This is a genomic window from Burkholderia sp. Bp9143 (assembly GCF_003853645.1).
In the GTDB taxonomy this organism is placed as follows: domain Bacteria; phylum Pseudomonadota; class Gammaproteobacteria; order Burkholderiales; family Burkholderiaceae; genus Burkholderia.
Genome location: NZ_QTPO01000082.1, coordinates 1 through 27,000 on the forward strand (window position 1 = coordinate 1; position 27,000 = coordinate 27,000).

The window sequence follows — 27,000 nt, forward strand, 5'->3', positions numbered from 1 at the left end:
GCCACGCCCGCTTCCTTCAGGCGCACCGCTTCTTCCACCGCGATTTCGTCGAACGGGTTCATCGACATCTTCACGTTTGCGATGTCGACGCCCGTGTTGTCCGACTTCACGCGGACCTTCACGTTGTAATCGACCACTCTTTTCACCGGCACCAGAATTTTCATCACATGTCCTCGAAAGATTCTGGTCAGCAGTGTGCATATCGAACGATCCTGCTGGAATTCAAGATTCTGAAACAGGGCCTTCAAACCCTTCGAATTCGTCGATCCAACGTACATCCGAAGCTTGCCAGACGGGGAGTTACCCCACGTTAACTGGAGGTTAAACGCCCATTACGCAATCGCAAATTGAGTTTGGGGTATTGCTACGGCACGCTTGTCTCATCCGCAAACGCCGTGCATATCGGCGCATGCCGGTCACGCGATATCCCTTTATCTACTCTCGACGTCAACCGTCCAGCCCATCATGTCAGCTAACTGGCCCGATACCATCTTCGAGCATTTCAAATCCTCCGACGTACGCCAGGTCGCGTACGTGCCCGACGCCGGCCACAAGCGCCTCATCGAGCTTTGCGAAGGCGATTCCGACATTCACGCCGTATCCCTGACCACCGAAGAAGAAGGCGTTGCCATGATGGGCGGCGCCTGGGTCGGCGGGCAACGCGGCGTGCTGCTGCTGCAATCGAGCGGCGTCGGCAACTGCATCAACATGCTGTCGCTGCAGCACGAGTGCCGAATGCCGATTCTGATGCTCGTCACGATGCGTGGTGAGTGGGGCGAGTTCAACCCGTGGCAGGTCGCGATGGGCAAATCGACCCAGGAAGCCTTGGAATCCGCCGGCGTCTATGTGTACCGCGCGGACGATGCCGACGAAGTGGCCCCGACCGTCCAGGCGGCGCTGAATTTCGCATTCAATACGTCGCGTATGGTGGCCGTGCTGATCGGCCAGCGCGTGATCGGCACGAAGAACTTCAAAAAGTGAGCATCGACATGACGCAACAGACCACTCCCCTGAACCGCCGGACGGCCGTTCAGCGCATCCTTCGCGATCGCGCGGATCACGTACTGGCCGTCACGAGCCTCGGCAACCCGACCTTCGACGTTGCCGCCGCCGGCGACACGCCGCAGAACTTCTATCTCTGGGGTGCAATGGGCGGCGCCGTGACGTTCGGGCTCGGCATCGCACGTGCACAACCGTCCAAGCGTGTCGTGGTGTTCGTCGGCGACGGCGAAATGATGATGGGCCTCGGCTCCCTGGCGACCGTCGGCGTCGATCGTCCGTCCAATCTGTCGATCGTAGTGATCGACAACGGTCACTATGCTGAAACCGGCATGCAGCCCGCACATGCCGGACGAGGCGTCGACGTCACGGCTGTCGCACGGGCGGCCTGCATCGAAAACGCACGCACGATCACGACGGAAGCGCAACTCGACGATTTCGTCGACGCCATCCTGAACGGTGACGGTCCGGTACTCGCAACCGTCAAGGTCAGCACCGACCCGGCTCCGGTGTGCCTGCCGCCGCGCGACGGCCCTTATCTGCGCAGCCGCTTCCGCGAAGCACTGCTCGGGTCAGTTGCACACGCAAGCCAATAAGGGCTTACGCGGGCAGCTCGCCACGCACGAAGGGTTCCGCCCACTGCGGAACCCTTTTTCCATTCCTGGACGTCGCCTATCGTCCCGGTACAATCGGCATCCGGTTCCCTTTTTGTCCAGAGTCCGCATGCCGTCCCAAACCGACAAAGACATGCTCGTCGCGCTGATCAGACAGTTGGATCGCCATCCGGAGCTGCTGGAACGAGTCTTCGACTGCCTCCCCGACGTTCTCTATTACGTCAAGGATGCGAATGCGCGCTATCTGTCCGTCAACCAGACGCTAATCGATCGAAGCGGCCTTGCACGTGATGACGTCATCGGCAAGACAGCAGATCAACTCTTCCCCGTGACCGGCGCAAGCACCGTCGCACAGGACTTGTCCGTCATCGAAAGCAAGTCGCCGATCGTTGACCGGCTTCGTCTCTACTCGACCGGCATCGGGCACAAATACTGGTGTCTCAGTTCGAAGTTTCCAATCATCGACGAGAACGAAAGCGGCATCGGCATGATCGGCGTCTCCCGCGACCTGCCACGTCCCGATGAGCGCCACCACGGATACCGGCGACTGTTCGACTTTCTTGCCTATCTGGAACAGCACCTGAGTCAGAACATCCTCATCACGGAGGCGGCCGATCATGCGTCGATCTCGGTCGACACACTCGAGCGCCTGACGCGCGAAGTGTTCCACCTGACGCCGAAGCAGCTACTGATGAAGATGCGAATCGACCACGCATGCAAGCTGCTCGAAACCACCGACCACAGCATTACCGAAATTGCAGCCAGTTGCGGTTACGCGGACCATAGCGCGTTTACACGCCAGTTCAAGCTGGCCACGCACCTGACCCCGCGGCAGTATCGCGATGCCCGCGGACGCGGTCTTCACCCGGCCTGACGGCAACAACATCGCCCCCCAAAGAGAACGCGCCGGACACCATAACGGTGACCGGCGCGTCCGCCTCCAGCGTGACCTCGCCACGCTCAGTAAACAGCCTCCTCGACTACCAGATTTCCCGTATCGATTCGATCGGCCGACAGCGCAGTCAGATCGATCGTCCGGTACTCACCGAACGACAGAAGTTCGGCCATGCCACGGCCCACGCCAGGGCTATGCATCATTCCGTGACCACTGAATCCCGCGGCGACGAACGAATTCTCCGGGCCGCTTCGACCGATGAGGCCGTTGTGATCGAGCACGTTGTATTCGTAGTAGCCAGCCCACGCGTGTTCGACACGTAGTGCTTCGAAAGCCGGGATCCGTTCAGCGAGGGTCGGCCAAATAATGTCGTCGAACTCCGCGAAGTTGACGTCGAGCGGCAAGTCGTCGAGATCATGCTCGGCCGACGGCGACACGATGCACAGGAAGTGATTTTGCTCGCGCCTCAGATAGATACCCGAGGTGTCGATCAAAATCGGAAGGTCCGGTATTGCAGTCGGACAGGACACGACAAATGCGCAACGCCGGCGCGGTCGAATCGGCAGATCGACCCCGACCGTGCTCGCGAGCTTCGACGACCACGCACCACCCGCATTCACGAATTGATCCCCGGCAATCAGACGGCCATCGGTCAATTCGACATGCGTGATGCGATTGCCGGCCGTCCGGTATGCCGCCGCGTCACCTGTTACGAACTGGACGCCAGCTTCACGTGCCCGATTGCGATACCACTGCATCAGACTGTATCCGTCGAACCAGCCTTCTCCGGACAAACCCTCTGCTGCATATGCGAGATCGCTGACGTTCAACCACGGATAGCGTGCAATCAGCTCTTCCGGTGATCGCTCAGCGATGGCGACGCCCATCGACCGCGCCAGCGCAGTTCGCTTGCGCAGCACGGGCGCCTGGTCGGACGTACCGACGAACAGATAGCCGCAGTCGGTCAAGTCGACGCCTGCGCCGAATCGCTCCTTGTCGCGTTCGATCGAACGCATGAACTCGTAGCCGAATCGCGACAACTGGATGCAGGACGGTGTCGAGAACTGTTGACGGATCGAGCTGGCCGACAGCGCCGATGATGCGATCCTGTATGTGGGATCACGTTCGATAACCCAGATCTCGCGATCCGTTCGACCCTGCTGGGTCAGGAAGTAGGCGATGGAACACCCGATTCCGCCGCCACCGGTAATGACGATTCTTTCGCTCATGACATGCCTCTTGGTGATGCGTCGTGGTTCGATGCGTCAGATCGAATTCAAGCCAGCAGCTTCGCGCATGCCGCCTCGATACGCTGGAGCGCTTCTTCCAGCTGCTCGACGGATGCGGCATATGACAGCCTGAAATACGGAGAAAGCAGGAACCCTGTCCCGGAGACGACTGCAACGTTGGCATCGTCAAGCAGGTATCGGACGAAATCCTGATCGCTGTCGATGCGCGCACCGGACAACGTATGCCGCCCGATCAATTCCTGGCAGCCGACGAACGCATAGAACGCCCCCTCCGGCTCACGGCATTGCAGCCCGGGAATGCGGCGCAACGCTTCGACGACCTGCTTGCGTCGCTGGTTGAACGCGCGCAGTGACGTATCGACGAACGCCTGACTACCGGTGAGCGCTTCAACTGATGCGTATTGCGCGATGGACGTAGCACTCGTGACGATCTGCCCCTGCACGAGATTCATCGCCTTGATGAGCTGCGTAGGTCCTGCTGCGTAGCCGATACGCCACCCGGTCATCGCATACACCTTCGACACACCGTTGATGAGAAGCGTGCGTTCGTACAGGTCGGGGGCAACGTTCAGGATGTTGCTGAACGGGATGTCGATGTAGATCAGCTTTTCGTAGATGTCGTCCGACAGTACCCAGACATGCGGGTGCCGACGCAGCACGTTGGCGAGCGACATCAGTTCGTCGCGCGAATACACGGCACCTGTCGGATTGGACGGCGAATTCAGCATCAACCACTTGGTGCGTGGCGTAATGGCGGCCTCGAGTTGTGCCGCCGTGAGCTTGAAGCCTGCGGTCTCCGGGCACGGGACACAGACCGGCGTACCGCCCGACATCTTCACGATCTCGGGGTAGGACACCCAGCAAGGTGTCGGCACAATCACTTCGTCACCGACGTTCAGCGACGCAAAGAACGCCGCGAAGATCGCCTGCTTCGCCCCCGACGACACGCTGATACCAGCGACAGGATAGATCAGGCCATTGTCGTTCGCGAGCTTCGCAGCAATTGCCTCGCGCAACTCCGGAATGCCCGCCGCCTCGGTATAGCGCGTCTTGCCGCTGCGCATTGCCCGAATGGCCGCCTCCTGGATATTCTCTGGGGTAGCAAAATCCGGCTCGCCCTGCGACAGCGATATCACGTTCCGCCCGGCCCGGCGCAGTTCCGCTGCACGCGCGGCCATCGCCATCGTCTCCGCGGGCGCGATCTGCCCGATTCTGTCCGCAATGATGTTCATTTAAGTTTTCAGGTCCGGAAAAAAACCGGCCCGGCGCAAGGACGTACGCCGGACCGGGACATCAAACTTACAGACGCTCGGCGACAGCCTTGATCTGCATGAACTGAAGCAGGTAGTCCGGGCCACCGGTCTTCGTATCGGTACCGGTGAGATTGAAACCACCGAACGGCTGGATCCCGACGAGCGCGCCGGTGCATTTGCGGTTGAAGTACAGGTTGCCGACGTGGAACTCGCGGCGAGCGATTTCGATGCGCTCGCGGTCGTTCGAGAACAACGCGCCGGTCAGACCGTAAACCGTGTTGTTCGCGACCTGCAGGCCTTCGGAGAAGTCCTTCACGCGAATCGCCGCCACGAACGGACCGAACACTTCTTCCTGCGCGATGCGCGCGGTCGGCGACACGTCGCCGAAGATCGTCGGCTCGATCAGGTAGCCCGGTGCGTCGGCAACTTTGCCACCCGTCAGCAGCTTGCCCTCGCCGCGGCCGATGTCAATGTACGACTGGACCTTCTTGTACTGCATTTCATTGCACACGGGCCCGAGGCTCGGGTTGTTTTTCGCTTCGTCGACGACCAGCTTCTTCGTACGCTCGATCACGCGCTCGATCAGCGCGTCGTAGACGGAATCCACCACGATCAGGCGCGAGCAAGCCGAGCACTTCTGGCCCGAATAGCCGAACGCAGCCTGGATCACGCCCGTTGCGGCGTCGTCCAGATTGGCGGTCTCGTCGACCAGGATGCCGTCCTTGCCGCCCAGTTCCAGGAAGACGCGCTTGAACCACTTCTGCCCCGGCGCGAGCTTCGCCGCCGATTCGTTGATCGCCGCGCCGGTTGCGAGCGACCCTGTGAAATTGACGAAGCGGGTGCGCGGATGCGCGACGAGATACGAGCCCACGTCGCGGCCATTGCCAGGCAGATAGTTGACGACACCCGGCGGCAGACCGGCTTCCTCGAAGATGTCGAACACCTTCGCCAGCGACACGACCGTGTCCTCCGCCGGCTTGCACACGACGGTGTTGCCGACGACGATCGCACCCACGGTCATGCCCGTCATCAGGGCCATCGGGAAGTTCCACGGCGAAATCGTCACGCCGGCGCCGAGCGGGATGTAGAAGCTCTCGTTCTCCTCGCCCGGATAGTGGATCAGCGAACCCAGTCCACCGACATGGGTCAGCGCCTGCCGTGCGTAGTACTCGGTGAAGTCGATCATCTCCGCGACTTCAGCGCTGGCCTCGACATAGTTCTTGCCGATCTCGTAGACGAGCCACGCTTCGAGCTCGCGCTTGCGGCGACGCATGATCGCTGCAGCCTTCAGCATCACACGCGAGCGATCTTCCTGCGTCCAGCGTTTCCACGATTCGAACGCCTTCCATGCCGCATCGAGTGCCGCATCGGCGTGCTGCTGCGTTGCCTTCGCCGAGTAACCGACGATTTCCGCCGGGTTCGACGGGTTCGTCGAGACGAGCTTGTCGTCCGTCATGACGCGTTCGCCATTGATGATCAGAGGATACGTCTCGCCAAAGCGGGTACGTACCTTGTCGAGCGCACCGCGCATTTCGGCGACGGCGGCGTCGGTGTCAAAGAGGTCGAACGGCTCGTTCGCGTACGGTGCAATCAACATCGCTATCTCCTGTAGAGGGCAGTCGGATCGACGGAGGATTCGTTACGCTCCCCCGACGTTTAGCGGATTGTCGATCGACGAAAACGAGCCGTCTTGATTTGCGTCGAGATTATTTTGCGGAATTTTGCATAGTTACATCACTGAAACCGCACCATTAGACCTCTATATCCACCTATTTATATGGTTAACGCGGAAATATAAGCCCGTAGATGGAATCCTTACTTTTGCGGATTTTTTCATGTTGCTATGATTCGCTCATCGGCACGCCAAAGCTAAGAGGCAAATCATGGGAATGCATTTCGATCTGGTCGATCTCCGCCTGATGAGCGCCATCGCGGAAACGAACAGCCTGACACGCGGCGCCGAGCGCTCGTGCATGTCGGTACCCGCCGCAAGCACACGCATCAAGAATCTCGAAGAGAGCATGGGCTCCAAGCTACTGTTCCGGACGAGTCAAGGTGTGACACTTACCCCTCCCGGGCAGGCGTTCCTGCATCACGCGCGGCTCGTGCTGTCACAACTCGAAAACTTGCGCGGCGACATGCAGGAGTACGCGCGCGGCATCAAGGGGCACATCCGATTGTTCGCCAATACCACCGCGACAACGGAGTTCCTCCCCAACGACCTGCGGGACTTTCTTGCAACCCACCCGGACGTCAACATCGGCCTGAAGGAAAGACTGAGCCACGATATCGTCCGCGCGATCAGCGAAGGGTGGGCGGACGTCGGCATCGTGGCGGGAGAAGTCAGGACCGAATCGCTAATGACGCTGCCCTATCGCAGGGACAAGCTGATCCTCGCCGTCCATCCGTCGCATCCGCTGGCCGACCGCCAATCGATCCCCTTCGCAGAGACCACCGGGTTCGACTTCATCGGGCTCCCTGAAGCGAGCGCGATCCACACTTTCCTTAATCGAGTCGTCAACGATCTCCACAAGACACTTCAAGTGCGGATCGAAGTGGGCAACTTCGAAGCACTGTGCCGAATGGTCGAAGCGAACGTAGGGATCGGTGTGCTGCCATTCTCGTCGGCGGCACGGTATGCGCGGCTCATGAACGTCAAGCTCGTATCGATCGAGGATGACTGGGCAACCCGCAACCTGTTGATCTGCATACGCAGTCTCGATCTGTTGCCGTCGTTCACGCGTGAACTGGTCGATCAGCTCACCGGCAAAGCCCAGGACGACGACCATCTTCACGATGCGGCTCAGGTCGCTGTGGCACCTTAAACACCACTTAAAGCCCCGTTTCCGAAGCACAAATTGTCGCCGGCAGTCCGGTGCGTCACTCTTGCAGCAACGACGCATTTTGGAAAACCAACGACATGTCCGCAGAATTCGACAACCTTCGTAACTGGATCGGGCGCACGCAAACCGATCGCGAAATCGTCTCACCTCGACTCGTCGCACAGCTCGCCGCGTTGCTCGACCACGAAGCGACGCTCGAACCGGGCGATGCGCTTCCGCCGCTCTGGCACTGGGCGCTCTTTCCCGCCATTGCTCGTCAGTCGCACGTCGGCGTCGACGGACACCCTACACGCGGCGGGTTCCTGCCACCCGTACCGTTGCAGCGCCGCATGTGGGCCGGCAGCCGGGTGCAATTCGAACGCCCGGTCCGAATCGGCCACGACGTCACTCGAACCTCGCAGATCGTCGATGTCGGCGTGAAAGATGGCCGCAGCGGACAGCTGGTGTTCGTTCGTGTTCGCCATCAGCTCGAAGATCTCGACGGCACGTTGCTGTCTGAAGAGCAGGACATCGTCTACCGCGACGCACCTCGGGTACCGAGCTCCCCGGATAGCGGAATCGACGCGCCAAGCGACGGCACCTGGCGGCGCCTGATCGTGCCCGATCCCGTGCTGCTGTTCCGCTATTCGGCCGTGACCTACAACGGCCACCGGATCCACTACGACCGTCCGTACGCTACCGAGCAGGAAGGGTATCCCGCACTGGTCGTCCACGGACCGCTGACGGCCACGCTGCTCATCGATCTCGTACGCCGCAACCTGCCGCGCGCACAAATCGCCGGATTTTCATTCAAGGCAATCGGACCGCTGTTCGACAACGAACCGTTCTACGTGTGCGCGACCCACGACCCGGCGTCGCCCGAGATTCGTATCTGGGCGGAAAGCGCCCGCGGTCGGTTATGTGTCGATGGGCGCGTGACGCTGACCGAAGCCCATCCCGCCAAAGGAAACTAAGAGGAGATTCACGTGTTGGATATCGCCGCACCGCACCAAGAGATTCGCGAGGCCATCCGCGATCTGTGTTCGAACTTCCCGCCGGAGTATTTCCGCAAGATCGACGAGGAACGCGCGTACCCGGAGACCTTCGTCCAGGCGCTGACCGATGCAGGTTGGCTCGCCGCCCTGATTCCGCAGGAATACGGCGGCTCAGGCCTCGGCCTGACCGAGGCATCGGTGATCATGGAGGAAATCAATCGCAGCGGCGGCAACTCGGGGGCCTGCCACGGTCAGATGTACAACATGGGTACGCTTCTGCGCCACGGCTCTGCCGAGCAGAAGTCGAAGTATCTGCCGCAGATTGCCAGCGGCAAGCTCCGGTTGCAGTCGATGGGTGTGACCGAACCCACGACGGGCACCGACACGACGAAGCTGAAGACGACGGCCATTCGCAAGGGCGATCGCTACGTCGTCAACGGACAGAAGGTCTGGATCTCGCGCGTCCAGCATTCCGATCTGATGATTCTGCTGGCTCGTACGACGCCGATCGACCAGGTAGCGAAGAAATCCGAAGGTATGTCGATTTTCCTCGTAGATCTTCGCGAGGCAATCGGCAACGGCATGACGGTGCGCCCGATCCCGAACATGGTGAATCACGAGACGAACGAATTGTTCTTCGACAACCTCGAGATTCCCGCCGAAAACCTGATTGGCGAAGAAGGCAAGGGCTTCAAGTACATCCTGGACGGCCTGAATGCCGAACGGACGCTGATCGCGGCCGAATGCATCGGTGACGGGTACTGGTTCCTCGACAAGGTCTCGAAGTACGTGAAGGAACGCGTCGTGTTCGGCCGCCCGATCGGTCAGAACCAGGGCGTGCAGTTCCCGATCGCGCGCGCCTACGTGAACGTCGAGGCCGCGAGCCTGATGCGCTACAAGGCATGCGAGCTGTTCGACGCGAAGCAGCCGGCCGGCGCGCAAGCCAACATGGCCAAGCTGCTTGCGGCCGACGCATCGTGGGAAGCCGCGAACGCATGCCTGCAATTCCACGGCGGGTTCGGCTTCGCGAACGAGTACGACGTCGAGCGCAAGTTCCGCGAGACGCGCCTGTATCAGGTTGCACCAATCTCGACGAACCTGATCCTGTCGTACGTCGCCGAGCATCTGCTCGGTCTGCCGCGATCTTTCTAGGAGCGCGCCATGAAACCACTGACCGGCATCAAGGTCGTCACGCTCGAGCACGCGATCGCGGCGCCTTTCTGCACACGGCAGCTCGCCGATCTCGGCGCACGCGTCATCAAGGTCGAGCGTCCTGGCGTGGGCGATTTCGCACGAGCCTATGACGAACGCGTCAACGGCGAAGCATCGCACTTTGTCTGGTGCAACCGTTCGAAGGAAAGCCTGACGCTCGACGTGAAGGCGCCGGATGCCAAGGCAGTACTCGGAAAACTGCTCGCAGACGCCGACGTGCTCGTGCAGAACCTCGCCCCCGGTGCAGCGGCACGCCTCGGCCTGTCCTACGACGCGTTGCATGCGTCTCATCCCGGGCTGATCGTCTGCAACATCTCCGGCTATGGGCCGGACGGTCCGTATCGCGACAAGAAGGCCTACGACCTGCTGATCCAGAGCGAATCCGGTTTTCTGTCCGTGACGGGTGGCCCCGATTCCCCGGCAAAAGCGGGCTGTTCGATAGCCGACATCGCCGCTGGCATGTATGCGTACACGAATATCCTGGCGGCACTGCTCGAGCGATCCAAGACCGGGCTCGGCAAGCAGATCGACGTCTCGATGCTCGAAAGCATGGTCGAATGGATGAACTATCCGATGTACTACGCATTCGACGGTGCATCGCCGCCTCCTCGGGCGGGCGCGGCACACGCCACGATCTATCCGTACGGCCCCTTCCTGGCCGGAGATGGCAAGTCGGTGATGCTCGGCCTGCAGAACGAGCGTGAATGGGCCGCATTCTGCGAGCACGTCCTTCATGTACCGCAACTGGCGGAAGATCCTCGTTTCAATTCGAATGCGAAGCGCGTGGCGTCACGCGATGCGCTGTGCGCGATCATCGTCGATGCATTCTCGAAGCTCACTGCGACGGAAGTCGTCGATCGACTCGACACCGCACAGATCGCCAATGCCCACATGAACGAGATGGCCGATGTCTGGGCGCATCCGCAGCTGCGCGCGCGCAATCGGTGGGTCGAAGTCGATTCTCCTGCCGGCCGCATCCCGGCGCTCCTTCCGCCGGGCGTCGATCACGCGGAAGACGTTCGTATGGATGCCGTCCCCGCCTTGGGGCAACACACCGAGGCACTTCTCCACGAACTCGGTTTCACCGACGCAGACGTTCGCAGATGGCGCGACGCGCGCGTGATCTAACCCGCAACCGCAAGCGACTCGAACATGACCCACACCCAGACACTCGCGAACTTCGCGGCACAACTCCGCTTCGACCAGATTCCCGTCGACGTGATTCGTCGCACGGAAGACCTTTTCCTCGACTGGTACGGCTCGGCACTCGCGGGCCGCGGCGCCCGCCCGGTGGAAACCATCCACAAGCTCGCCTTCGAGTTCGGGCCCGCATCCGGACCGTGCGAAGTGCTGATTTCGCGGCGCACGACAAGCTCGTTTTTCGCTGCGCTGGTCAATGCGGCCGCCTCGCACTTTGCCGAGCAGGACGATCTCCACAACAGTTCGGTATTGCATCCGGCCACGGTCGTCTTTCCGGCCGCATTGGCCGTCGCGCAATCACTCGGGCGCAGCGGAAAAGAGTTCTTGACCGCATGCGTCGCGGGCTATGAAGTCGGCGTGCGGGTCGGCGAATTCCTTGGCCGCTCCCACTACAAAACGTTTCATACCACCGGTACCGTCGGCACGCTTGCTGCCGCTGCGGCAGCCGGCCGCTTGCTGAACCTCGACGGCGAACAAATGCTGCACGCGTTCGGCTCGGCCGGTACGCAAGCAGCGGGTCTGTGGCAATTCCTCAAGGATGCGGCAGATTCGAAACAGTTGCATACGGCAAAGGCCGCAGCAAACGGCCTTTTCGGGGCCTATCTCGCGGCAGAGGGTTTCACCGGCGCGGCAGACATTCTCGAAGGCGAGAAGGGAATGGGAGCGGGGATGTCGGACCAGACGTACCCGGACAAACTGGTTGATCGGCTCGGCACACGCTGGGCACTGGCCGAAACCTCGTTCAAGTACCACGCGTCGTGCCGACACACCCATCCGGCCGCCGACGCGTTGCTGCAAATCATCGAGCGCAATGCGCTGAAGCCGGACGATATCGAACGCGTGGTCACGCACGTTCACCAGGCTGCAATTGACGTCCTCGGGCCGGTCGTGAATCCGCAGACGATCCATCAGGCGAAGTTCTCGATGGGCACCGTGCTCGGCCTCGTATCGGCATACGGGCATGCCGGCGTGCGCGAGTTCGACGCACATTACGCATCGCCCGCCATCTCGCGCTTCCGCGACAAGGTTCGAATGGAACTCGACCCGGAAGTCGACTCCGCCTATCCGGCACGCTGGATCGGCAAAGTGACCGTGACGACGAAGGACGGCCGCACCCTGGAGGGCCGCGTCGACGATCCGAAGGGCGACCCCGGCAATACGTTGTCGCGTGCCGAACTGGAACACAAGGTTCGCACGCTCGCGCTGTATGCCGACGCGGCGACGAAAGCCGAAGTTACCGAATCGATCGGGAAGATCTGGGCCATCGCTGACGCCAAGGTCGTTCCGTCGCTGCTCGCCTCACGAACCCCGGAGAATCGCCATGTCTGAGCTCGCCCCCCGTTCCTATCTGTTTGTTCCCGGTAATCGACCGGATCGTTTCGCGAAGGCCGCCGCCTCGGGCGTCGACGTCGTGGTGATCGACCTCGAAGATGCGGTGCCGCCTGCGGAAAAGAAGGTCGCACGCGCCGCGCTTGCCGAGTGGCTGGCAACCAACGACACACCGGTCGCCGTGCGCGTCAACGACGTCAACAGTGAATGGTTCCGCGAAGATATCGCGCTGTGCCGCGCACCGTCTGTCAAGACGGTCATGCTGCCGAAGACCGAGCGCATCGACGACATCTTCCTCTGTGAGTTCGCCGGCAAGCCGACTGAAGTGCTGCCGATGATCGAAACGGCGCAGGGTTTCCGCAACGTGGTCGCTATCGCGCAGCACCGCCTGACGACTCGCCTCGTGTTCGGCAACATCGACTTCCAGCTCGATCTGTCGATCGACGGCGACGACGAGCAGTTGCTGTACTTCCGGTCGCACATCGTGCTGGCATCCCGCCTCGGCAACCTGCTGCCGCCCGTCGATGGTGTGAGCCTCGCACTGGATGATCCCGCGCAGATCGAGCGCGACACGCTTCGCGCGAAGCGGCTAGGCTTCGGTGCCAAGCTCTGCATTCACCCTAAGCAGGTACAGGCGGTCAATGCCGCGTTCCTGCCGACGGAAAAAGAGACCGAATGGGCGCGCAAGGTTGTCGATACAGCAGGCGCATCGCACGGCGCTGCCGTCGCAGTCGACGGGCGCATGGTCGACCGTCCGGTCATTCTCAAGGCGCAGGAAATTCTCGCGGAATCGCAACGGCGTGCGGTGGTCGCGTCCTAACGGAATGGAGGCAGGAATGATGGAACGCTTTGAAATGGTCATCGACGGACGAAACTGTCCGTCGTCATCCGGCGAATGGTTCGAGACTGAAAATCCGTACACCGGCGAACCGTGGGCAATGGTTGCGAAAGGCACCGCCGCCGACGTCGACCGCGCCGTCCAGGCCGCACATACGGCCTTCACGTCCGGCCCGTGGGCACAAATGACGCCGAGCCAGCGCGGCCAACTGCTGCATCGTGTCGGCGACCTGATCGCTCGCGACGCGAAACGGCTCGCCGAACTGGAGGTGCGTGACAATGGCAAGCTGATGGCCGAAATGTATGGCCAGTGCCAGTACATCCCGCAGTGGTACTACTACTTCGGCGGCCTGGCCGACAAGATCCAGGGCGCGGTGATTCCACTCGACAAGAAGGGCTACTTCAATTTCACGCGCAACGAGCCGCTCGGTGTCGTCGCCGCGATCACGCCGTGGAACTCGCCGCTACTGCTCGCCACGTGGAAGATCGCGCCGGCACTCGCGGCCGGCTGCACGGTTGTGATCAAGCCGTCCGAATTCACATCGGTGTCGACGATCGAGTTCGCGAAACTGTTCGAAGAAGCCGGCTTCCCGCCGGGCGTGGTGAACGTCGTCACCGGATTCGGTTCGGACGTCGGTGCGCCGCTCGTCGAGCATCCCCTCGTCAAGAAGATCACTTTTACGGGCGCCGATTCGACCGGGCGCGCAATCAACGAAGCCGCGGCACGGCAGTTCAAGCACGTGAGCCTCGAGCTCGGTGGCAAGTCGCCGAATATCGTCTTCGAGGATGCTGATCTCGACGACGCGGTGAATGGTGCCGTTTCAGGGATCTTCGCGGCAACGGGGCAGACCTGCATCGCCGGCTCGCGGCTACTGGTTCAGGAAAGCATCTACGACTCGTTCGTCGAGCGCCTGCTGGCACTTGCCCGCACTGCGAAGATAGGCGATCCCGCATCGCTCGAGACGCAGGTCGGCCCCGTGACGACACGTCCGCAGTACAAGAAGGTGCTCGCGTACATCGACATCGCGAAAGAAGAGGGCGCAAAACTGCTGCTCGGCGGCAAGCCCGGCAATGCATCGGAATGCGGCAACGGCTGGTTCGTCGAGCCGACGATCTTCGGCGACGTGAGCAACGACATGCGGATCGCTCAGGAAGAAGTGTTCGGTCCGATCCTGTCGATCATCAAGTTCAAGGATGAAGACGACGCGGTACGCATCGCGAACGACGTTCGTTTCGGGCTGGGTTCGGGTGTCTGGACCAAGGACATCGGCCGTTCGCTGCGCGTCGCGGAACGCATCCAGGCCGGTATGGTGTGGGTCAACAGCTATCGCGCGGTGAGCTACATGTCACCGTTCGGCGGGTACAAGGATTCCGGGCTCGGGCGCGAGAACGGCATCGACGCGATCCGTGAGTATCTGCAGACGAAGAGCGTGTGGATCAATACCGGTGTGAAGACAGCCAACCCGTTTGTCATGCGGTGATTCGGCGGGGTGGGCGGGGCGCTGCCCCGCCTAAGAAAGAACGAAGAAATTCTCGCCATTTCCCCAACACATCACGCCCCAATCTCTTTCGCGCCAGGCTTCCGACGCTATATATCGGAACACTCCAACCCAGTTCCTGGTGTTCGGCCTCCAAACGACCGACCTACCCCCTGAGCATACGAGCAGCCCGCGCTATCGCGCGTACTTGAACGTCCCCTGCGCGGTAGCAATCAGAATGCGATCGTCGACCCAGGCTTCGCCGCGACAAAAGTAAATCGATTTGCCTTTACGCTCGAGAATGCCCTTGGCCGTGACTTGCTGCCCGATGCCCCGATCCAGGTAGTTGATCGTCAAGGACAGCGTGAAGCCGTGAACCGTTTCGCCCGAGTCACTGTATAGCCCGGCATAACCACAGGCAGCATCCAGTAGTGTTGCAACGGCGCCGCCCTGCAACACGCGTTGCCGGTTCAGATGCGTCGCGCCGATCGGCATCGCGATCACTGCAGATCCGTCGCGCCATTCAGTCAAGGTCGCCCCCAACGCTTCGAGAAACGGATTGTCGAGTTCGTGGCGAATCATCAGATCACTCCATGCGTGAAGTACGCGCGCTACGACTGGTCAGTCGCGGCGGTAAGGGATGTCGGAGGGGATACGATCTGACAGGGCAACGATATTCGAACATGTAGCCCCATCTCCTGATAGTACAAAAAGACGTGCCGCCCGTCGGGCGGCACAAAGGACGAATGTCTCCGGCTCCGTGCCGATCAAATCCGGCACCAATCGGATGTCCCCATCGTCGTAGCCAAGCGCGCAAGCCCGCATGGGTCGACACGCGACACCGAAAGGCCGTGTCTCACTCCTTTCGTGCGCGAACCTGAAGATTGACGCCGGCGCCCGCTTTCGCGGTATCGAAATACGTGAAACCGCTGCCATCCGGCAACCGCCCGCGGCCGAGTACCTCGATGCCCGCACCGGTTGCAACGGCTTCTGCAGCGTCGACGTCCGGGACCGCAAACCCGAGGTGGAACACGCCTTCACCGTGGCTTTCCAGAAAGCGCTTTTGCGGCGTATCGCCGTCTCCCGGTTCGCAGAGCTGGAACTGAACGTTGTCGACGTTCGCAAACTTGTACTTCAAGTTCAGAAAGGCGTCGCGATCGTAGCCGTCGAGCTTGAAGGCATCGAGTGGCGGGAAGTCCGTCCACGGACCAATGCCAGCGGATTCGTAATACGCAGTGGCCGCATCCATGTCACGAACAACGATACAGACGTGATGCAGTTTCCGGAAAATGTCGGGTTTGCTCATGTCGCCACCAGTCGAAATACGGAAGAAAAGAAAATGAGACCGGTGCGACGCGAATTCCTCCCGACACACCAGTCCATCCATTCAGCCAAACTTGGCGACGTTCGGTGCCGTAAATTGGTCCGCCGCCTCTTCCCGGGTTTGTCCGGCACCCGGGTTCCATTGGAAGCCCGACCGGGCGATCACACCCGGCTTCAGACGTTGGTCAGTACCGTAATCCTCGAACGGATGGAAGAACAGCGACGGCGTCTGTTCGAGCGTTCGCAGCCGTTCTTCGTACGACGCCAGATACGCCGCTCGCTCCTCTGCCGACACGCGCGCCGGCATCCACGACACGTGCGGCGGCAGCACATCGAAACCCAGGTACTTGAAGATCCCGTTATGGATCGGCCACAGCAGGTGGTTGATATCGCCGTCGACGCCATCCGGCTCGTACAGGCTCGACGCTGTACCCGTCGTGGTCGAGATCATCGCCTTGCGCCCCTTGAAGATGCCGGTATCGTATTTGCGCCCGGTCGCGTACGCGAAGCCACGCGTCATCACGCGATCAACCCAGCCTTTCAGGATCGCCGGCATGCCGAACCACCACATCGGGTACTGGAAAATGATCAGATCCGACCAAAGCACCTTCTCTTGCTCGGCGGCCACATCCGGCGTCGGCTGCGACGTCGCAGACATATGCTCCTGCTCGGCTGACAGGTCCAGATAATCGGGATTCGCACGCGGACCGGTGAAATCATCCAGACCGAGATCCGGCCGCCACTTCATCTGATACAGATCCGACACGCGGACCTCGTGCCCGAGCGCGGTCAGCGTCGCGACAGCTTTGTCCTTCAACGCACCATTGAACGACTTCGGTTCGGGATGGGCAAAGACGATCAGCACCTTCATGTTCTCACTCCGTCAAGATCGATCGGGACACATGTCCGACATGAACACCGGAGCGCCGTAGCTCCGATCTGTTGGCATCAATTCTGAACCGGTTCTCGGCAGCCGTCTTGTGACAGAGCGGTAACTTTTTGCGGAATTTTGCACAGTCGATCGATGCAAACCAAAGTATCTTGATTGCCGTGCTTGGATTCGTCTGAATCGGCAATACTTGGCTGCACGGAGTCCCGCACAATCGACGGGGCAGTCGGTACTGCTACGTCGCCCCGCCGATTGATCGGCACCGGCGCCCCTCGGCCCGGTGTCATCGGTCACGCCGCGTCGAGCTGCGCTGTATCGCCCTCCAGATACGCCGCACGCACGGCCGGATCCGCCAGCAACGAAGGCCCGTCTCCTTCGAGCGCGATGTGCCCGTGCTGAAGGACGTACCCCCGATGCGCGACTCGCAGTGCATGATGAGCATTCTGCTCAACGAGCAGAATCGTCATTCCATACTGCGTGTTGAGCTCGCGGATCACCGAGAAGATCTTCTTGATGTAGATCGGTGCCAGGCCAAGCGACGGCTCGTCGAGCAGCAGCAGCCGCGGATGCGACATCAACGCCCTTGCGATAGCCAGCATCTGCTGTTCGCCGCCGGACAACGTTCCTGCACGTTGGGATGCCCGGCTGCCGAGAATCGGGAACATCCCGACCATTCGCTCGATGTCCTGCGACGTCCGTCGATCCCGGGAGGTATCCCCCATCAGCAGGTTCTCCATCACCGTCATGCGCTGAAAAATACGTCGCCCTTCCGGGACGATCGCGATATCGAATTTCGCGATCTCGTGCGACGGCCGCCTGGTGATGTCGCGTCCTTCGAACACGATCGAACCGCCGCTCGCGCGCGGATAGCCAAAGATCGTGTTCATCAGCGTCGACTTGCCGGCGCCGTTCGCACCGATCAACGTGACGATCTCTCCCTCGTTCACCTCGACGTTGACGTGATGCAATGCCTGCACGCTGCCATAGTGCGCGGACAATTCCGAAATCTTGAGCATGAAAGAATTCCTCGCGTAGTCAGGCCTGCTGGTCCGATGTTTCGCTTTCCTCTTCGCCGAGGTAGGCGGCAATCACGTCAGGATTTGCCTTCACCTCGGCAGGGGTGCCCTCGGCAATCTTCTTGCCGTGATTGAGCACGACGATGTGATCGGATACCTTCATGACCACGCTCATATCGTGCTCGATGAGCAACACGCCGATACCCCTGTCTCGAGCAAGAGACGAAAGCAGCGCGGTCAATGCTGCGGATTCACGCGGATTCAGCCCAGCAGCGGGTTCGTCGAGGCAAAGCAGAATCGGATCAGCGCACATAGCGCGAGCAATCTCGATGCGACGCTGAACACCATACGGCATGTCGCCTGCCGGCTTGTCGGCAAGGTCCCGCAGATTGAGTCGCTCGAGCCATTCCATTGCCTTCGCAACGGCATCGCGGCTGGCAGAGCGATATCCGCGCAGGTTCAGCGCACCGGAAATCGAAAAGCGCGACGCCTTCTGGAGCGCGTTGTGCTGGGCGATCATCAGGTTCTCGAGAACGGTCATGCGCGGAAAGAGCCTGATGTTCTGAAAGGTCCGAACCACCTGTCCGACACGTGCAACGTCCGCGTTTCGCATCGCATCCAGGCGCAACTTCCCGCGCGTGGGATGCTCCAGGGCAATCGCGCCCGACGTTGGTTTATAAAAACCGGTCAGGCAATTGAAGAACGTCGTTTTGCCTGCGCCATTCGGACCGATGACCGAGGTCACCTCGCCGGCGCGCGCGGTCATCGACATATTTTCGATCGCGCGAAGCCCACCGAACTGCATCACGATGTTTTCGACGTGCAGCAGCGGTCCGCGTTCAACAGGCGATTCGCACCGACCCAGTCCGGCGGGAGCGCTTTCAAAAATCAGCGGCGTCATCGGATCCATCATTTGCCCTCCGCAGGTGCCGTAATCGTTGCGCGACGGTGACTGATCAGCCCACCGGGCCGGACGATCATGATCAATACCATCGCAAGACCGAACAACAGCATTCGATATTCAGAGAAGTCTCGTCCGAGCTCAGGAAGCACGACGAGCACGGCGGCCGCGAACACGACGCCAAGCTGGCTGCCCATGCCACCGAGGACGACGATCGCAAGAATCGTGGCCGATTCCGAGAACGTGAAGCTCTCCGGGGAAATGAAGCCTTGGCGCGCGGCGAAAAACACACCGGCAAATCCAGCGAGCATCGCGCCAATCGCGAACGCGGACAACTTGATGTTCGTTACGTTGAGCCCCATCGCCTTGCACGCAATCTCGTCCTCCCTGATTGCTTCCCATGCCCGACCGATAGGCAGCCGGCGCAGGCGGGAAACAAACAGGTTCGTAAGCAGCGCCATCCCGAGGATGAGGTAGTAGAGAAATACGATCCGCTGCTGCGGCGAGTATTCGATGCCGAACAGACTGGAGAAGGTCGGACCGTCTGCCGACGCTTGCATCGGCAGCCCGAAAAACGTCGGCTTCGGAATCGACGAGACACCGTTCGGCCCACCGGTAACGTCACCCCAGTTGATCAGTATGAGCCGGATGATCTCTCCGAAGCCGAGCGTGACGATCGCGAGATAATCGCCTCGCAACCGCAACGTCGGATAGCCGAGGATCATCCCGAAAGCGGCGGCGAGACCGCCCGCGATCGGCAGGACCTCCCAGAATCCGAGACCGAAATGAGTCGACAGCAATCCGTACGAATAAGCCCCGACCGCATAGAACGCGACGTATCCCAGATCGAGCAGACCTGCGAGGCCGACAACCACGTTCAGTCCCCAGCCGAGCATCACGTAGATCAGCACCGTCGTCGCCGTGTCGACCACGTAGCGATTGCCGGAGAACATCGCCGGCAACACGATCGCGAATGCGACGGCACACGTCCCGATCCACGTCAGCCTCGACGAGGACACCGCGGCCTGTTTACCCTTCTGAACGCGACTCTTCCGGATAGTCGCAACATATTCCAGCAGACACTGCAGTGCCATGCGCCCGACAAACGCGGCGATCACAAACGCACCGAGCAACGGCCAGCGGGTCTGCACCTGAAGACCGCCTGATCCGTCGTGCGTCGTCAGCCCGAGCATCGGCAGCCCGACGACTGCGGCGACAATCGCTGCGCCCAGCGCATCGCGAATGCGAAACGGAAGATTGACTTGCTTGGACATCGTCGTACTCATCAGACTTTCTCCACCTCTGGGCGGCCGAGCAGCCCGGACGGCCGAAACATCAGGAACACGATCAGAATCACGAACGTCGCCACGTCCTTGTATTCCGGCGACAGATAAGCGGACCAGAACGCCTCGATCAGGCCGATAATGACGCCGCCGAGCATCGCGCCGGGAATCGAGCCAATACCGCCGAGCACCGCCGCCGTGAATGCCTTGATGCCGGCAATGAAGCCGATCGAGAAGTCGACGACGCCGTAATAGAGCGTGACCATCACGCCAGCAACAGCGGCAAGTCCGGCGCCAATCATGAACGTCACCGAAATGATGCGATCCGCGTCGTAACCCAGGAATCGCGTCATGCGTTGATCCTGTTCGCACGCGCGTTGCTGTCTACCGAACGAAGTTTTTTGGATGAACAACGTGAAGGCGCCCATGAGCGCAATCGTCACGATGACGATCAGGATTTGAATGTTCGACAAATAAACATCGTGACCTGCGCTGCCCATCGGTATATTGATGCCGCCCGTAACGACAGGTTGAACCGACTTGACGCGTGCGCCCTGCGTGAGTTGAACCATGTTCTGCAGGAAGATCGACAGACCGATCGACGAAATCAGCGGCGCAAGGCGATTCGAGCCGCGCAGCGGGCGGTAGCCGACCCGTTCGACCGTCCAACCGAACGCAGACGTCAGTACGATCGCGACAATCAGCGTCGCGCCAATAGCGAGCACCACTGAAGAAACGCCGCCCGAGCCGAGCAGCGTAAGGCACGTCACGGCAATGAACGCGCTCACCATGTAGATGTCTCCGTGAGCGAAGTTGATCATGCCGATGATGCCGTAGACCATCGTATAGCCGATTGCGATCAGACCGTATATCGCCCCCAAGGTCAAACCGTTGATCAGCTGCTGTAACGCCTGACTCATAGCTTCTCCGATACATCTCGTTGCAGCACGGCGGCCCGCCCGGTGCGGCCCGCCGCGCCCTTCATGCGATATGCGTTGCAGTCCGCATCACTTGACGTAGTCGTAGCTGTTGCCGTTCCATTTGTAGACGACGTAGCCCGGATTCTTCAGATCGCCTTTCGAATCGAACTTCAGCTGACCGACGACGGTGTCGAACGTACCGTCATGGAGTTGCTTCACTACGGCGGCGTAGTCGGTGCTCTTCGCACGCTTCGCGGCATCTGCGTATGCCTGCATAGCCGCGTACGAATAGAGCATGTAACCTTCGGGCTCGATCTTCTGTGCGCGGAAGGCGGCAACGACCTTCGATGCAGCCGCGCTCTTGCGCGGATCGGGCGGGAACGTGAACAGCACCTTGTTGATCTGCGGGCCTGCGGCATTGACCAGCTCGTTGTTGCTGAGCGTGTCACCGCCGATTACCGTCAGATTGAGACCGGCCTGCGCAGCCTGACGCAGAATCAGCGCAACCTCCTGGTAGTAGCCGCCGTAGGCTAGAACCTGCACACCGGCGACCTTCATCTTGCTGATCAACCCGGAGTAATCGCGCTCACCCGCCGTGATGGACTGACGCAACGCGACAGGCGTCTGCTTTGCCGCGAGTCCTTTTGCGATTTCATCGGCCAGGCCACCACCGTACGCGGTCTTGTCGTCGATGACGGCAATCTTCTTGCCTTTGAAGTGGTCCGCGATATAAGCGGCCGTAACGGAGCCTTGCTGATCGTCGCGCCCGGTAATGCGGAACAAGCCCTTGATTCCGCGCTCCGTGATCTTCGGGTTCGTCGAGACAGTAATCTCGGGAATCTGTGCGTCGTTGTACACATCGGATGCAGGCAACGTAGAACTGGAACACCAGTGGCCATTGACGAATGCGACCTTCTTGTTGACGAAGTCGTTAGCGACTGAAACCGCCTGCTTCGGATCGCATACGTCGTCGCCGACGATCAGGTTCAGCTGTTGGCCCAGAACGCCACCAGCCGCATTGATGTCCTTTACGGCCTGCTCGGCGCCCTTCCTGAACTGCTCGCCACCCGATGCGTACTCGCCCGTCATCGGTCCGGCGACTGCAACGTTGAGACTCGCGCTTGCCGATGCGGCATACAGTAGCGCCACCCCGCCGACGCCGATTGCCGCACTCATCCCATTCAATATTTTCCGGCCATTCATAACCATCTCCAAAGAGCAGGCTTCGATGTGGGGCATGCCTTGGTCATTGGCCGCCACCGTCGTGAGACACCCGTGTCAGACACGAGTGAACGAAGGTTGCCTACGCCAAAAACGGCTCGGAATTCGATTGTGCGAAACCGGGGGTTAGCTGCTGTCTAAATATGCAGTGTTCCAGCCATAGTGCCCGGAATGGTGCAGAATGCCGGCCACCGAATCCTAGGGGTCAATGTGTTTGAGGGTTGACCCCTATACGGGCTACTCCGTGCGTCGAACCGAAAAGCCAGGTCGAACCTGCAAAGTAGAAGGTGGCGGGGCCTCAATATGCTGCTCATCGACGCGAGTACGGGCTATCCACTGGCAGTCCTTATCGACAATGTGTCGAAGGACACCCAGGCCAACGCTGTGCCGGTGGCATCGAGAACTCGGATCGTCTGTCTTGCCATGAGCCTGCGCGACGGGAACCCTCGCGTGATCCGATCCGAAGGGCGCTGACTCGGCATGCAATGGACAGCCGGGCAACACGAAGACGTTGGCGCGCGGTGCCCCTACGACTACAACCAATCGGCCGCCAAGACCACGATCAAACCCCAATAATCTTCCTTGACACCCTATCTTTCGATATATATCTTTAGATATGTTTTACGACATATAGGACACGATCATGCGACACAACCCCTCCCGCGGCCATGCCCGATGCGACGGTCATGGTGCGCATGCCGGCCCTGACTGGTTCGCCGGGCTCTGGCACGCAATCGGCCGCCATCGCCGCGGCCACGACCCGTTTGGCGGCGGCGGCCCGTTCGGTGGCCGTGGTGGACGCGGCGGCTTTGGCGATTTCGGCGACGACGGCATGCCGCGCGGCCGCCAGTTCAGCTCCGACGATCTCCAGCTGCTGCTGCTCGCGCTGGTCGCCGAGCAGCCGAGCCACGGCTACGAACTGATCAAGGCGCTCGACACGCGCTCGAACGGTTTCTACAGCCCGAGCCCCGGCATGGTGTATCCGGCGCTCACGTATCTCGAGGAAGTCGGCTTCGTCGCGTCGCAGGCCGAAGGCAACCGCAAGCGTTATGCGCTGACCGACGCCGGCCGCGCGCATCTCGATGCGCAGCGCGAACGCGTCGATACCTTGTTCGCACGCCTCACGCACCTGGCGCGCAAGATGGAATTCATGCGCCGCGCGTTCGCCGGCGAATCGGCAGGCAGCGAAGCGCCGGACGACGCGCAACCCGGCTGGCTGCCGGAGTTCGTCGAGGCCCGCCTCGCCCTGAAGCGGGCGCTGCTCCACAAGAGCGCGGCCGATGCCGACGAACAGCGGCGTATCGCGGCGATCATGCGCCGCGCGACGGCCGAAATCGAAGGCGGCTCCGGCGCGTAACCCGCGCCGCTCCGTCAAAACTCAGGAGAACGGATTGATGCAGAACCCATCCGAACGCGCCGTCACCCGCGTGCGCCATACCCTCAAGTTCCGCCTGCTGCAGGTCGTGCGCGTGCATGCCGTGACGCCACACCTGCTGCGCGTCACCCTCGGCGGCCCCGACCTCGCGGATTTCGAATCGTCGTCGTTCGACGATCACGTGAAGGTGTTTTTCCCGGCACCGGGCGAAGAGAAGCCCGCGATGCCAGCGCTCGGCGCGAACGGCCCCGAGTTTCCCGAAGGCAAACCGAAACCGGTCGCACGCGATTTCACGCCGCGCCGCTTCGACCGCGCCGCCTGCGAACTGGATCTGGAATTCGTGCTGAACCATCCAGGCCCCGCATCACAATGGGCGGCGCAGGCACGCGTCGGCCAATGGCTCGGCATCGGCGGCCCGCGCGGTTCGTTCGTGGTCCCGATCGATTTCGACTGGCATCTGCTGATCGGCGACGATACGGCGCTGCCTGCAGTCGCCCGGCGTCTCGAACAATTGCCGGCGGGCGCGCGCGCGGCGGTCGTGCTGGAAGTCGCGGATCGCACCGCGCAGACCGCGTTCGATACGCGTGCCGACGTGCATGAAATCTGGCGCTTTCGCGCCGAAGCCGACACCGCGGAAGGCGACGTGCTGCTGAATGCCGTACGCGAGCTGCCGCTGCCGTCCTCCGGCGACGGTTACGTGTGGGCGGCGGGTGAAGCGCAGTCGATGCGCGCGGTGCGCCAGCACCTGACCGGCGAACGCGGCGTCGACAAGTCGCGCATCCGCGCGGCGGCCTACTGGAAACGCGGCGCCACGGCCGTGCATGAAACGCTGGAAGACTGACGGGAACGGGCACCCGCGCATCGGCGGGCTTGGCATCGGCGAGGCGGCTGGTATATATGTATGTCTGCGACGCCGCTGTCGGGCGACAGCCGCCGCAGCCCGCCCGGGAGCGCCCGCTCATGACAAGAGAAAGCCACGCTTCGCCTTTCCTTCGCAACCTGAAGATCGCCGGCTATTGCGGCCTGGCGGCCGTCGTGCTCGCGCTGTTCGTCTCGATGTGCGCGATCCTGAAGGAAGGTTCTCTCGAACGCGACGCCGCCCGGCACCCGGGCGAAAACCCTGAACTGCACGAAGCGGGCAGCGGCCCGTCCGCTTCGACCGACGCGGCCAAGACGCCCGGTTGACGGCGTCCGGCCGGTCGTTCCGCCACTTACGGCGTACGTTCGCGCCCCATCATCACCGCGTGCACCGCGTCGCCGATCCGTTCGAGCAGCTCGACCACGCGTTGCCCGTACAAGTGCGCGGCCAGCGCACCTGCCGTGCCGACCAGCACGCCGCCGGCCATGTCGAACGGCCAGTGCACGCCGGCGTACACACGACCCCATGCAATCACGACGGCCATCGCGGCCATCACGAACCCGGTCAACCGCGTGCTGCCGGCGAGCAGCATGCCGACCGCGAGACTCCACGCGAACGTCATGTGATCGCTCGGAAACGAGCTGTCCGGCGCATGCGGAATCAATTGCGTGCCGATCCCGACCATGAACGGCCGCGGCGAAAACCAGAAATGCCCGATCACCTGCGCGAGCGCCAGCGCCACGCAGGTGCCGACACCGGCTTCGATCGCCTGGCGCCGCGTCGGGCGCTCGCCGAAGATCCAGGTCAGCAGCAGCATCGCGGGCAGCGCGTAGACGAGCCAGTCGGCGGCGAAGATCGCGAGGCGGGCAACGCCGGGGTGCGCCGTGGCGCCGGCATTGATGGCGGAAAACAGGGTGAGATTGAGGTTCTGCATGAATCCGGTTGCGTGAAACGTCATGATTGGACCGGGCGTGCCGGTCGGATGCGAACGATGCTAGTGCTCACTCGCTTAAGCAATGCTTAATGCGTCGGCGACCGATGATCAGGACGGGGCCCGTGCGCCGCGCGCGAACGCACTTAGAGCCTGCACTGCAACACAAGTTCACACATTTGTCACATTCCTGCGCGACCGTCTCCCGCAAAAGCTCACCGACCATCCCGTAAAGGCTCACCTTTTTCACATCGTGGCGTCATTGACGCGTGCGAGTATCGGACCGGCGCGCGCGCCCTGCCGTTTGCGCCGTTCGTCTCAATATTTGCGTTGCAAATCATTCGAAATCGGCAACAATTAATTCCAGATGCGGCATCGCACAACGGCAACGCACAGGCATAGGATTACGAGCTTACGAGCACTCATCCACGAAGCGATCAACAACAAGGAGTCCGCATGAAACCCAGCGATGTCAGATCGAAAGCGTTTGCGATGCCGTTGACCAGCCCTGCCTTTCCGATGGGTCCGTACCGTTTCGTCGATCGTGAGTTTCTGATCATCACGTATCGCACCGATCCGGACCGTCTGCGTGAAATCGTCCCCGAGCCGCTGCAGATCACCGAGCCGCTCGTGCATTACGAATTCATTCGCATGGCCGATTCGACCGGCTTCGGCGACTACACGGAAAGCGGCCAGGTGATCCCCGTCGAGTACAACGGCCAGGCCGGCGGCTACACGCTCGCGATGTATCTCGACGATCACCCGCCGATCGCCGGCGGCCGCGAGCTGTGGGGTTTCCCGAAGAAGCTCGCGTCGCCCACGCTGCACGTGAACACCGACCACATCCTGGGCACCCTCGACTACGGCAAGGTGCGCGTCGCGACCGGCACGATGGGCTACAAGCACAAGGAACTCGACATCGACGAGCAGACGAAGCGCCTCGCCGGCCCGAACTTCCTGCTGAAGATCATCCCGCACGTCGACGGCACCGCACGCGTGTGCGAACTGGTGCGCTACTACATGCAGGACATCAAGATGAAGGGCGCGTGGACGGGCCCCGCCTCGCTCGAACTGGCGCCGCACGCGCTTGCGCCGGTGGCCGACCTGCCGGTGCTCGAAATCGTCGAAGCGCGCCACCTCGTCGCGGATTTGACACTCGGCCTCGGCGAAGTCGTCTACGATTACCTGGCTCAGTAACACGTCCGCAGTCCTTTCTCCCTGTCAATCCTTTCACCACGGGAAATTCGAAATGAGCAACCTGAATGGCAAGACCGCAGTCGTCACGGGCGCCGCAAGCGGCATCGGCAAGGAAATCGCACTGGAGCTCGCGAAAGCGGGCGCGGCCGTCGCGATCGCCGACCTGAACCAGGACGGCGCAAACGCGGTTGCCGACGAGAT

At 61.3% G+C, this 27,000-nt stretch carries 27 protein-coding genes and 1 pseudogene; 15 read left to right on the plus strand and 13 right to left on the minus strand.

Features of this window, described 5'->3' with window-relative positions; translation table 11 throughout:
- Positions 1–164, minus strand: a pseudogene (locus DIE23_RS36910) (electron transfer flavoprotein subunit beta/FixA family protein); the annotation flags it as partial.
- Between the two features lie 301 nt (positions 165–465).
- On the opposite strand from DIE23_RS36910, the gene DIE23_RS36915 reads away from it, so the two are divergent.
- The 3 genes from DIE23_RS36915 (at position 466) to DIE23_RS36925 (ending at position 2,487) form a co-directional block, all read left to right on the plus strand.
- Positions 466–981 (plus strand): thiamine pyrophosphate-binding protein, encoded by a 516-nt coding sequence (locus tag DIE23_RS36915; RefSeq protein ID WP_124617616.1) that lies wholly within the window; start codon positions 466–468, stop codon positions 979–981.
- A gap of 8 nt (positions 982–989) precedes the next feature.
- On the plus strand, positions 990–1,595 hold the full coding sequence (locus DIE23_RS36920; RefSeq protein WP_124617573.1) for a thiamine pyrophosphate-dependent enzyme: 606 nt from the start codon (positions 990–992) through the stop codon (positions 1,593–1,595).
- Between the two features lie 127 nt (positions 1,596–1,722).
- Positions 1,723–2,487: a helix-turn-helix domain-containing protein gene (locus DIE23_RS36925; RefSeq protein WP_124617575.1), complete on the plus strand. Its 765-nt coding sequence runs from the start codon at positions 1,723–1,725 to the stop codon at positions 2,485–2,487.
- A gap of 86 nt (positions 2,488–2,573) precedes the next feature.
- Here the strand turns inward: DIE23_RS36925 and DIE23_RS36930 are convergent, their stop codons facing one another.
- The 3 genes from DIE23_RS36930 to pruA all read right to left on the minus strand — a co-directional run bounded on the left by DIE23_RS36930 (position 2,574) and on the right by pruA (position 6,608).
- Positions 2,574–3,737, minus strand: coding sequence for an FAD-binding oxidoreductase (locus DIE23_RS36930; protein WP_124617577.1), 1,164 nt, complete (start codon positions 3,735–3,737; stop codon positions 2,574–2,576).
- 47 nt (positions 3,738–3,784) lie between these two features.
- Positions 3,785–4,990 (minus strand): pyridoxal phosphate-dependent aminotransferase, encoded by a 1,206-nt coding sequence (locus DIE23_RS36935; protein WP_124617579.1) that lies wholly within the window; start codon positions 4,988–4,990, stop codon positions 3,785–3,787.
- A gap of 67 nt (positions 4,991–5,057) precedes the next feature.
- A complete protein-coding gene (pruA, locus tag DIE23_RS36940) occupies positions 5,058–6,608 on the minus strand; it encodes an L-glutamate gamma-semialdehyde dehydrogenase (protein WP_124617581.1) in 1,551 nt (516 codons plus the stop codon).
- Positions 6,609–6,894: 286 nt separating this feature from the next.
- On the opposite strand from pruA, the gene DIE23_RS36945 reads away from it, so the two are divergent.
- From DIE23_RS36945 to DIE23_RS36975, 7 genes are all read left to right on the plus strand, one after another.
- Positions 6,895–7,836 carry a LysR substrate-binding domain-containing protein gene (locus tag DIE23_RS36945; RefSeq protein ID WP_124617583.1) on the plus strand — a complete coding sequence of 314 codons (942 nt, stop codon included), beginning with the start codon at positions 6,895–6,897 and terminating at the stop codon, positions 7,834–7,836.
- A 95-nt stretch (positions 7,837–7,931) separates the two neighbouring features.
- Positions 7,932–8,807, plus strand: a complete 876-nt coding sequence (locus tag DIE23_RS36950; protein ID WP_124617586.1) for a MaoC family dehydratase N-terminal domain-containing protein — start codon at positions 7,932–7,934, stop codon at positions 8,805–8,807.
- Between the two features lie 12 nt (positions 8,808–8,819).
- Positions 8,820–9,980 carry an acyl-CoA dehydrogenase family protein gene (locus DIE23_RS36955; protein WP_409364276.1) on the plus strand — a complete coding sequence of 387 codons (1,161 nt, stop codon included), beginning with the start codon at positions 8,820–8,822 and terminating at the stop codon, positions 9,978–9,980.
- Positions 9,981–9,989: 9 nt separating this feature from the next.
- A complete protein-coding gene (locus DIE23_RS36960; RefSeq protein ID WP_124617588.1) occupies positions 9,990–11,168 on the plus strand; it encodes a CaiB/BaiF CoA-transferase family protein in 1,179 nt (392 codons plus the stop codon).
- Positions 11,169–11,192: 24 nt separating this feature from the next.
- Positions 11,193–12,569: an MmgE/PrpD family protein gene (locus DIE23_RS36965; RefSeq protein WP_124617589.1), complete on the plus strand. Its 1,377-nt coding sequence runs from the start codon at positions 11,193–11,195 to the stop codon at positions 12,567–12,569.
- Positions 12,562–13,389 carry a CoA ester lyase gene (locus tag DIE23_RS36970; RefSeq protein ID WP_124617591.1) on the plus strand — a complete coding sequence of 276 codons (828 nt, stop codon included), beginning with the start codon at positions 12,562–12,564 and terminating at the stop codon, positions 13,387–13,389. The genes DIE23_RS36965 and DIE23_RS36970 overlap by 8 nt, the downstream gene beginning before the upstream one ends.
- Positions 13,390–13,408: 19 nt before the next feature.
- Positions 13,409–14,887: an aldehyde dehydrogenase gene (locus DIE23_RS36975; protein WP_124617620.1), complete on the plus strand. Its 1,479-nt coding sequence runs from the start codon at positions 13,409–13,411 to the stop codon at positions 14,885–14,887.
- 192 nt (positions 14,888–15,079) lie between these two features.
- Here DIE23_RS36975 and DIE23_RS36980 read toward each other — a convergent pair whose 3' ends face one another.
- The 8 genes from DIE23_RS36980 to DIE23_RS37015 all read right to left on the minus strand — a co-directional run bounded on the left by DIE23_RS36980 (position 15,080) and on the right by DIE23_RS37015 (position 22,455).
- Complete coding sequence (locus tag DIE23_RS36980; RefSeq protein ID WP_124617593.1) at positions 15,080–15,466, minus strand: PaaI family thioesterase; 387 nt, start codon at positions 15,464–15,466, stop codon at positions 15,080–15,082.
- 274 nt (positions 15,467–15,740) lie between these two features.
- Positions 15,741–16,190: a VOC family protein gene (locus DIE23_RS36985; RefSeq protein ID WP_124617595.1), complete on the minus strand. Its 450-nt coding sequence runs from the start codon at positions 16,188–16,190 to the stop codon at positions 15,741–15,743.
- Between the two features lie 81 nt (positions 16,191–16,271).
- Positions 16,272–17,078 (minus strand): NAD(P)H-dependent oxidoreductase, encoded by an 807-nt coding sequence (locus tag DIE23_RS36990; protein WP_124617597.1) that lies wholly within the window; start codon positions 17,076–17,078, stop codon positions 16,272–16,274.
- 308 nt (positions 17,079–17,386) lie between these two features.
- Positions 17,387–18,112, minus strand: coding sequence for an ABC transporter ATP-binding protein (locus DIE23_RS36995; protein WP_124617599.1), 726 nt, complete (start codon positions 18,110–18,112; stop codon positions 17,387–17,389).
- A gap of 19 nt (positions 18,113–18,131) precedes the next feature.
- Positions 18,132–18,917, minus strand: a complete 786-nt coding sequence (locus DIE23_RS37000; protein WP_226220093.1) for an ABC transporter ATP-binding protein — start codon at positions 18,915–18,917, stop codon at positions 18,132–18,134.
- A 104-nt stretch (positions 18,918–19,021) separates the two neighbouring features.
- On the minus strand, positions 19,022–20,287 hold the full coding sequence (livM, locus tag DIE23_RS37005; RefSeq protein WP_409364277.1) for a high-affinity branched-chain amino acid ABC transporter permease LivM: 1,266 nt from the start codon (positions 20,285–20,287) through the stop codon (positions 19,022–19,024).
- A gap of 11 nt (positions 20,288–20,298) precedes the next feature.
- Entirely contained in the window at positions 20,299–21,216 is a 918-nt protein-coding gene (locus DIE23_RS37010) for a branched-chain amino acid ABC transporter permease (RefSeq protein ID WP_124617603.1), read from the minus strand.
- A gap of 87 nt (positions 21,217–21,303) precedes the next feature.
- Positions 21,304–22,455: a branched-chain amino acid ABC transporter substrate-binding protein gene (locus DIE23_RS37015; protein WP_260436345.1), complete on the minus strand. Its 1,152-nt coding sequence runs from the start codon at positions 22,453–22,455 to the stop codon at positions 21,304–21,306.
- A 625-nt stretch (positions 22,456–23,080) separates the two neighbouring features.
- On the opposite strand from DIE23_RS37015, the gene DIE23_RS37020 reads away from it, so the two are divergent.
- The 3 genes from DIE23_RS37020 to DIE23_RS37030 all read left to right on the plus strand — a co-directional run bounded on the left by DIE23_RS37020 (position 23,081) and on the right by DIE23_RS37030 (position 24,997).
- Complete coding sequence (locus tag DIE23_RS37020; RefSeq protein ID WP_124617605.1) at positions 23,081–23,794, plus strand: PadR family transcriptional regulator; 714 nt, start codon at positions 23,081–23,083, stop codon at positions 23,792–23,794.
- Positions 23,795–23,831: 37 nt separating this feature from the next.
- Positions 23,832–24,653 (plus strand): siderophore-interacting protein, encoded by an 822-nt coding sequence (locus tag DIE23_RS37025; RefSeq protein WP_124617607.1) that lies wholly within the window; start codon positions 23,832–23,834, stop codon positions 24,651–24,653.
- A gap of 119 nt (positions 24,654–24,772) precedes the next feature.
- A complete protein-coding gene (locus DIE23_RS37030; RefSeq protein WP_124617626.1) occupies positions 24,773–24,997 on the plus strand; it encodes a hypothetical protein in 225 nt (74 codons plus the stop codon).
- 26 nt (positions 24,998–25,023) lie between these two features.
- On the opposite strand, the gene DIE23_RS37035 is transcribed toward DIE23_RS37030, so the two are convergent.
- Entirely contained in the window at positions 25,024–25,605 is a 582-nt protein-coding gene (locus DIE23_RS37035; RefSeq protein WP_124617609.1) for an undecaprenyl-diphosphatase, read from the minus strand.
- Positions 25,606–26,058: 453 nt separating this feature from the next.
- Here DIE23_RS37035 and DIE23_RS37045 point away from each other — a divergent pair, with 453 nt between their 5' ends.
- Both DIE23_RS37045 and DIE23_RS37050 read left to right on the plus strand, forming a co-directional pair.
- Positions 26,059–26,799, plus strand: coding sequence for an acetoacetate decarboxylase (locus DIE23_RS37045; protein ID WP_124617611.1), 741 nt, complete (start codon positions 26,059–26,061; stop codon positions 26,797–26,799).
- Positions 26,800–26,851: 52 nt separating this feature from the next.
- On the plus strand, positions 26,852–27,000 hold a 149-nt coding region (locus DIE23_RS37050), incomplete at its 3' end, for an SDR family NAD(P)-dependent oxidoreductase (protein ID WP_124617613.1).

What these genes read in the sequence shown, in the direction of transcription:
- DIE23_RS36915 (WP_124617616.1), top strand. Translation starts at nt 466, where the DNA reads ATGTCAGCTAACTGGCCCGATACCATCTTCGAGCATTTCAAATCCTCC.
- DIE23_RS36920 (WP_124617573.1), top strand. Translation starts at nt 990, where the DNA reads ATGACGCAACAGACCACTCCCCTGAACCGCCGGACGGCCGTTCAGCGC.
- DIE23_RS36925 (WP_124617575.1), top strand. Translation starts at nt 1,723, where the DNA reads ATGCCGTCCCAAACCGACAAAGACATGCTCGTCGCGCTGATCAGACAG.
- DIE23_RS36930 (WP_124617577.1), bottom strand. Translation starts at nt 3,737, where the DNA reads ATGAGCGAAAGAATCGTCATTACCGGTGGCGGCGGAATCGGGTGTTCC.
- DIE23_RS36935 (WP_124617579.1), bottom strand. Translation starts at nt 4,990, where the DNA reads ATGAACATCATTGCGGACAGAATCGGGCAGATCGCGCCCGCGGAGACG.
- pruA (WP_124617581.1), bottom strand. Translation starts at nt 6,608, where the DNA reads ATGTTGATTGCACCGTACGCGAACGAGCCGTTCGACCTCTTTGACACC.
- DIE23_RS36945 (WP_124617583.1), top strand. Translation starts at nt 6,895, where the DNA reads ATGGGAATGCATTTCGATCTGGTCGATCTCCGCCTGATGAGCGCCATC.
- DIE23_RS36950 (WP_124617586.1), top strand. Translation starts at nt 7,932, where the DNA reads ATGTCCGCAGAATTCGACAACCTTCGTAACTGGATCGGGCGCACGCAA.
- DIE23_RS36960 (WP_124617588.1), top strand. Translation starts at nt 9,990, where the DNA reads ATGAAACCACTGACCGGCATCAAGGTCGTCACGCTCGAGCACGCGATC.
- DIE23_RS36965 (WP_124617589.1), top strand. Translation starts at nt 11,193, where the DNA reads ATGACCCACACCCAGACACTCGCGAACTTCGCGGCACAACTCCGCTTC.
- DIE23_RS36970 (WP_124617591.1), top strand. Translation starts at nt 12,562, where the DNA reads ATGTCTGAGCTCGCCCCCCGTTCCTATCTGTTTGTTCCCGGTAATCGA.
- DIE23_RS36975 (WP_124617620.1), top strand. Translation starts at nt 13,409, where the DNA reads ATGGAACGCTTTGAAATGGTCATCGACGGACGAAACTGTCCGTCGTCA.
- DIE23_RS36980 (WP_124617593.1), bottom strand. Translation starts at nt 15,466, where the DNA reads ATGATTCGCCACGAACTCGACAATCCGTTTCTCGAAGCGTTGGGGGCG.
- DIE23_RS36985 (WP_124617595.1), bottom strand. Translation starts at nt 16,190, where the DNA reads ATGAGCAAACCCGACATTTTCCGGAAACTGCATCACGTCTGTATCGTT.
- DIE23_RS36990 (WP_124617597.1), bottom strand. Translation starts at nt 17,078, where the DNA reads ATGAAGGTGCTGATCGTCTTTGCCCATCCCGAACCGAAGTCGTTCAAT.
- DIE23_RS36995 (WP_124617599.1), bottom strand. Translation starts at nt 18,112, where the DNA reads ATGCTCAAGATTTCGGAATTGTCCGCGCACTATGGCAGCGTGCAGGCA.
- DIE23_RS37000 (WP_226220093.1), bottom strand. Translation starts at nt 18,917, where the DNA reads ATGCAGTTCGGTGGGCTTCGCGCGATCGAAAATATGTCGATGACCGCG.
- livM (WP_409364277.1), bottom strand. Translation starts at nt 20,287, where the DNA reads ATGTCCAAGCAAGTCAATCTTCCGTTTCGCATTCGCGATGCGCTGGGC.
- DIE23_RS37010 (WP_124617603.1), bottom strand. Translation starts at nt 21,216, where the DNA reads ATGAGTCAGGCGTTACAGCAGCTGATCAACGGTTTGACCTTGGGGGCG.
- DIE23_RS37015 (WP_260436345.1), bottom strand. Translation starts at nt 22,455, where the DNA reads ATGCCCCACATCGAAGCCTGCTCTTTGGAGATGGTTATGAATGGCCGG.
- DIE23_RS37020 (WP_124617605.1), top strand. Translation starts at nt 23,081, where the DNA reads ATGCGACACAACCCCTCCCGCGGCCATGCCCGATGCGACGGTCATGGT.
- DIE23_RS37025 (WP_124617607.1), top strand. Translation starts at nt 23,832, where the DNA reads ATGCAGAACCCATCCGAACGCGCCGTCACCCGCGTGCGCCATACCCTC.
- DIE23_RS37030 (WP_124617626.1), top strand. Translation starts at nt 24,773, where the DNA reads ATGACAAGAGAAAGCCACGCTTCGCCTTTCCTTCGCAACCTGAAGATC.
- DIE23_RS37035 (WP_124617609.1), bottom strand. Translation starts at nt 25,605, where the DNA reads ATGCAGAACCTCAATCTCACCCTGTTTTCCGCCATCAATGCCGGCGCC.
- DIE23_RS37045 (WP_124617611.1), top strand. Translation starts at nt 26,059, where the DNA reads ATGAAACCCAGCGATGTCAGATCGAAAGCGTTTGCGATGCCGTTGACC.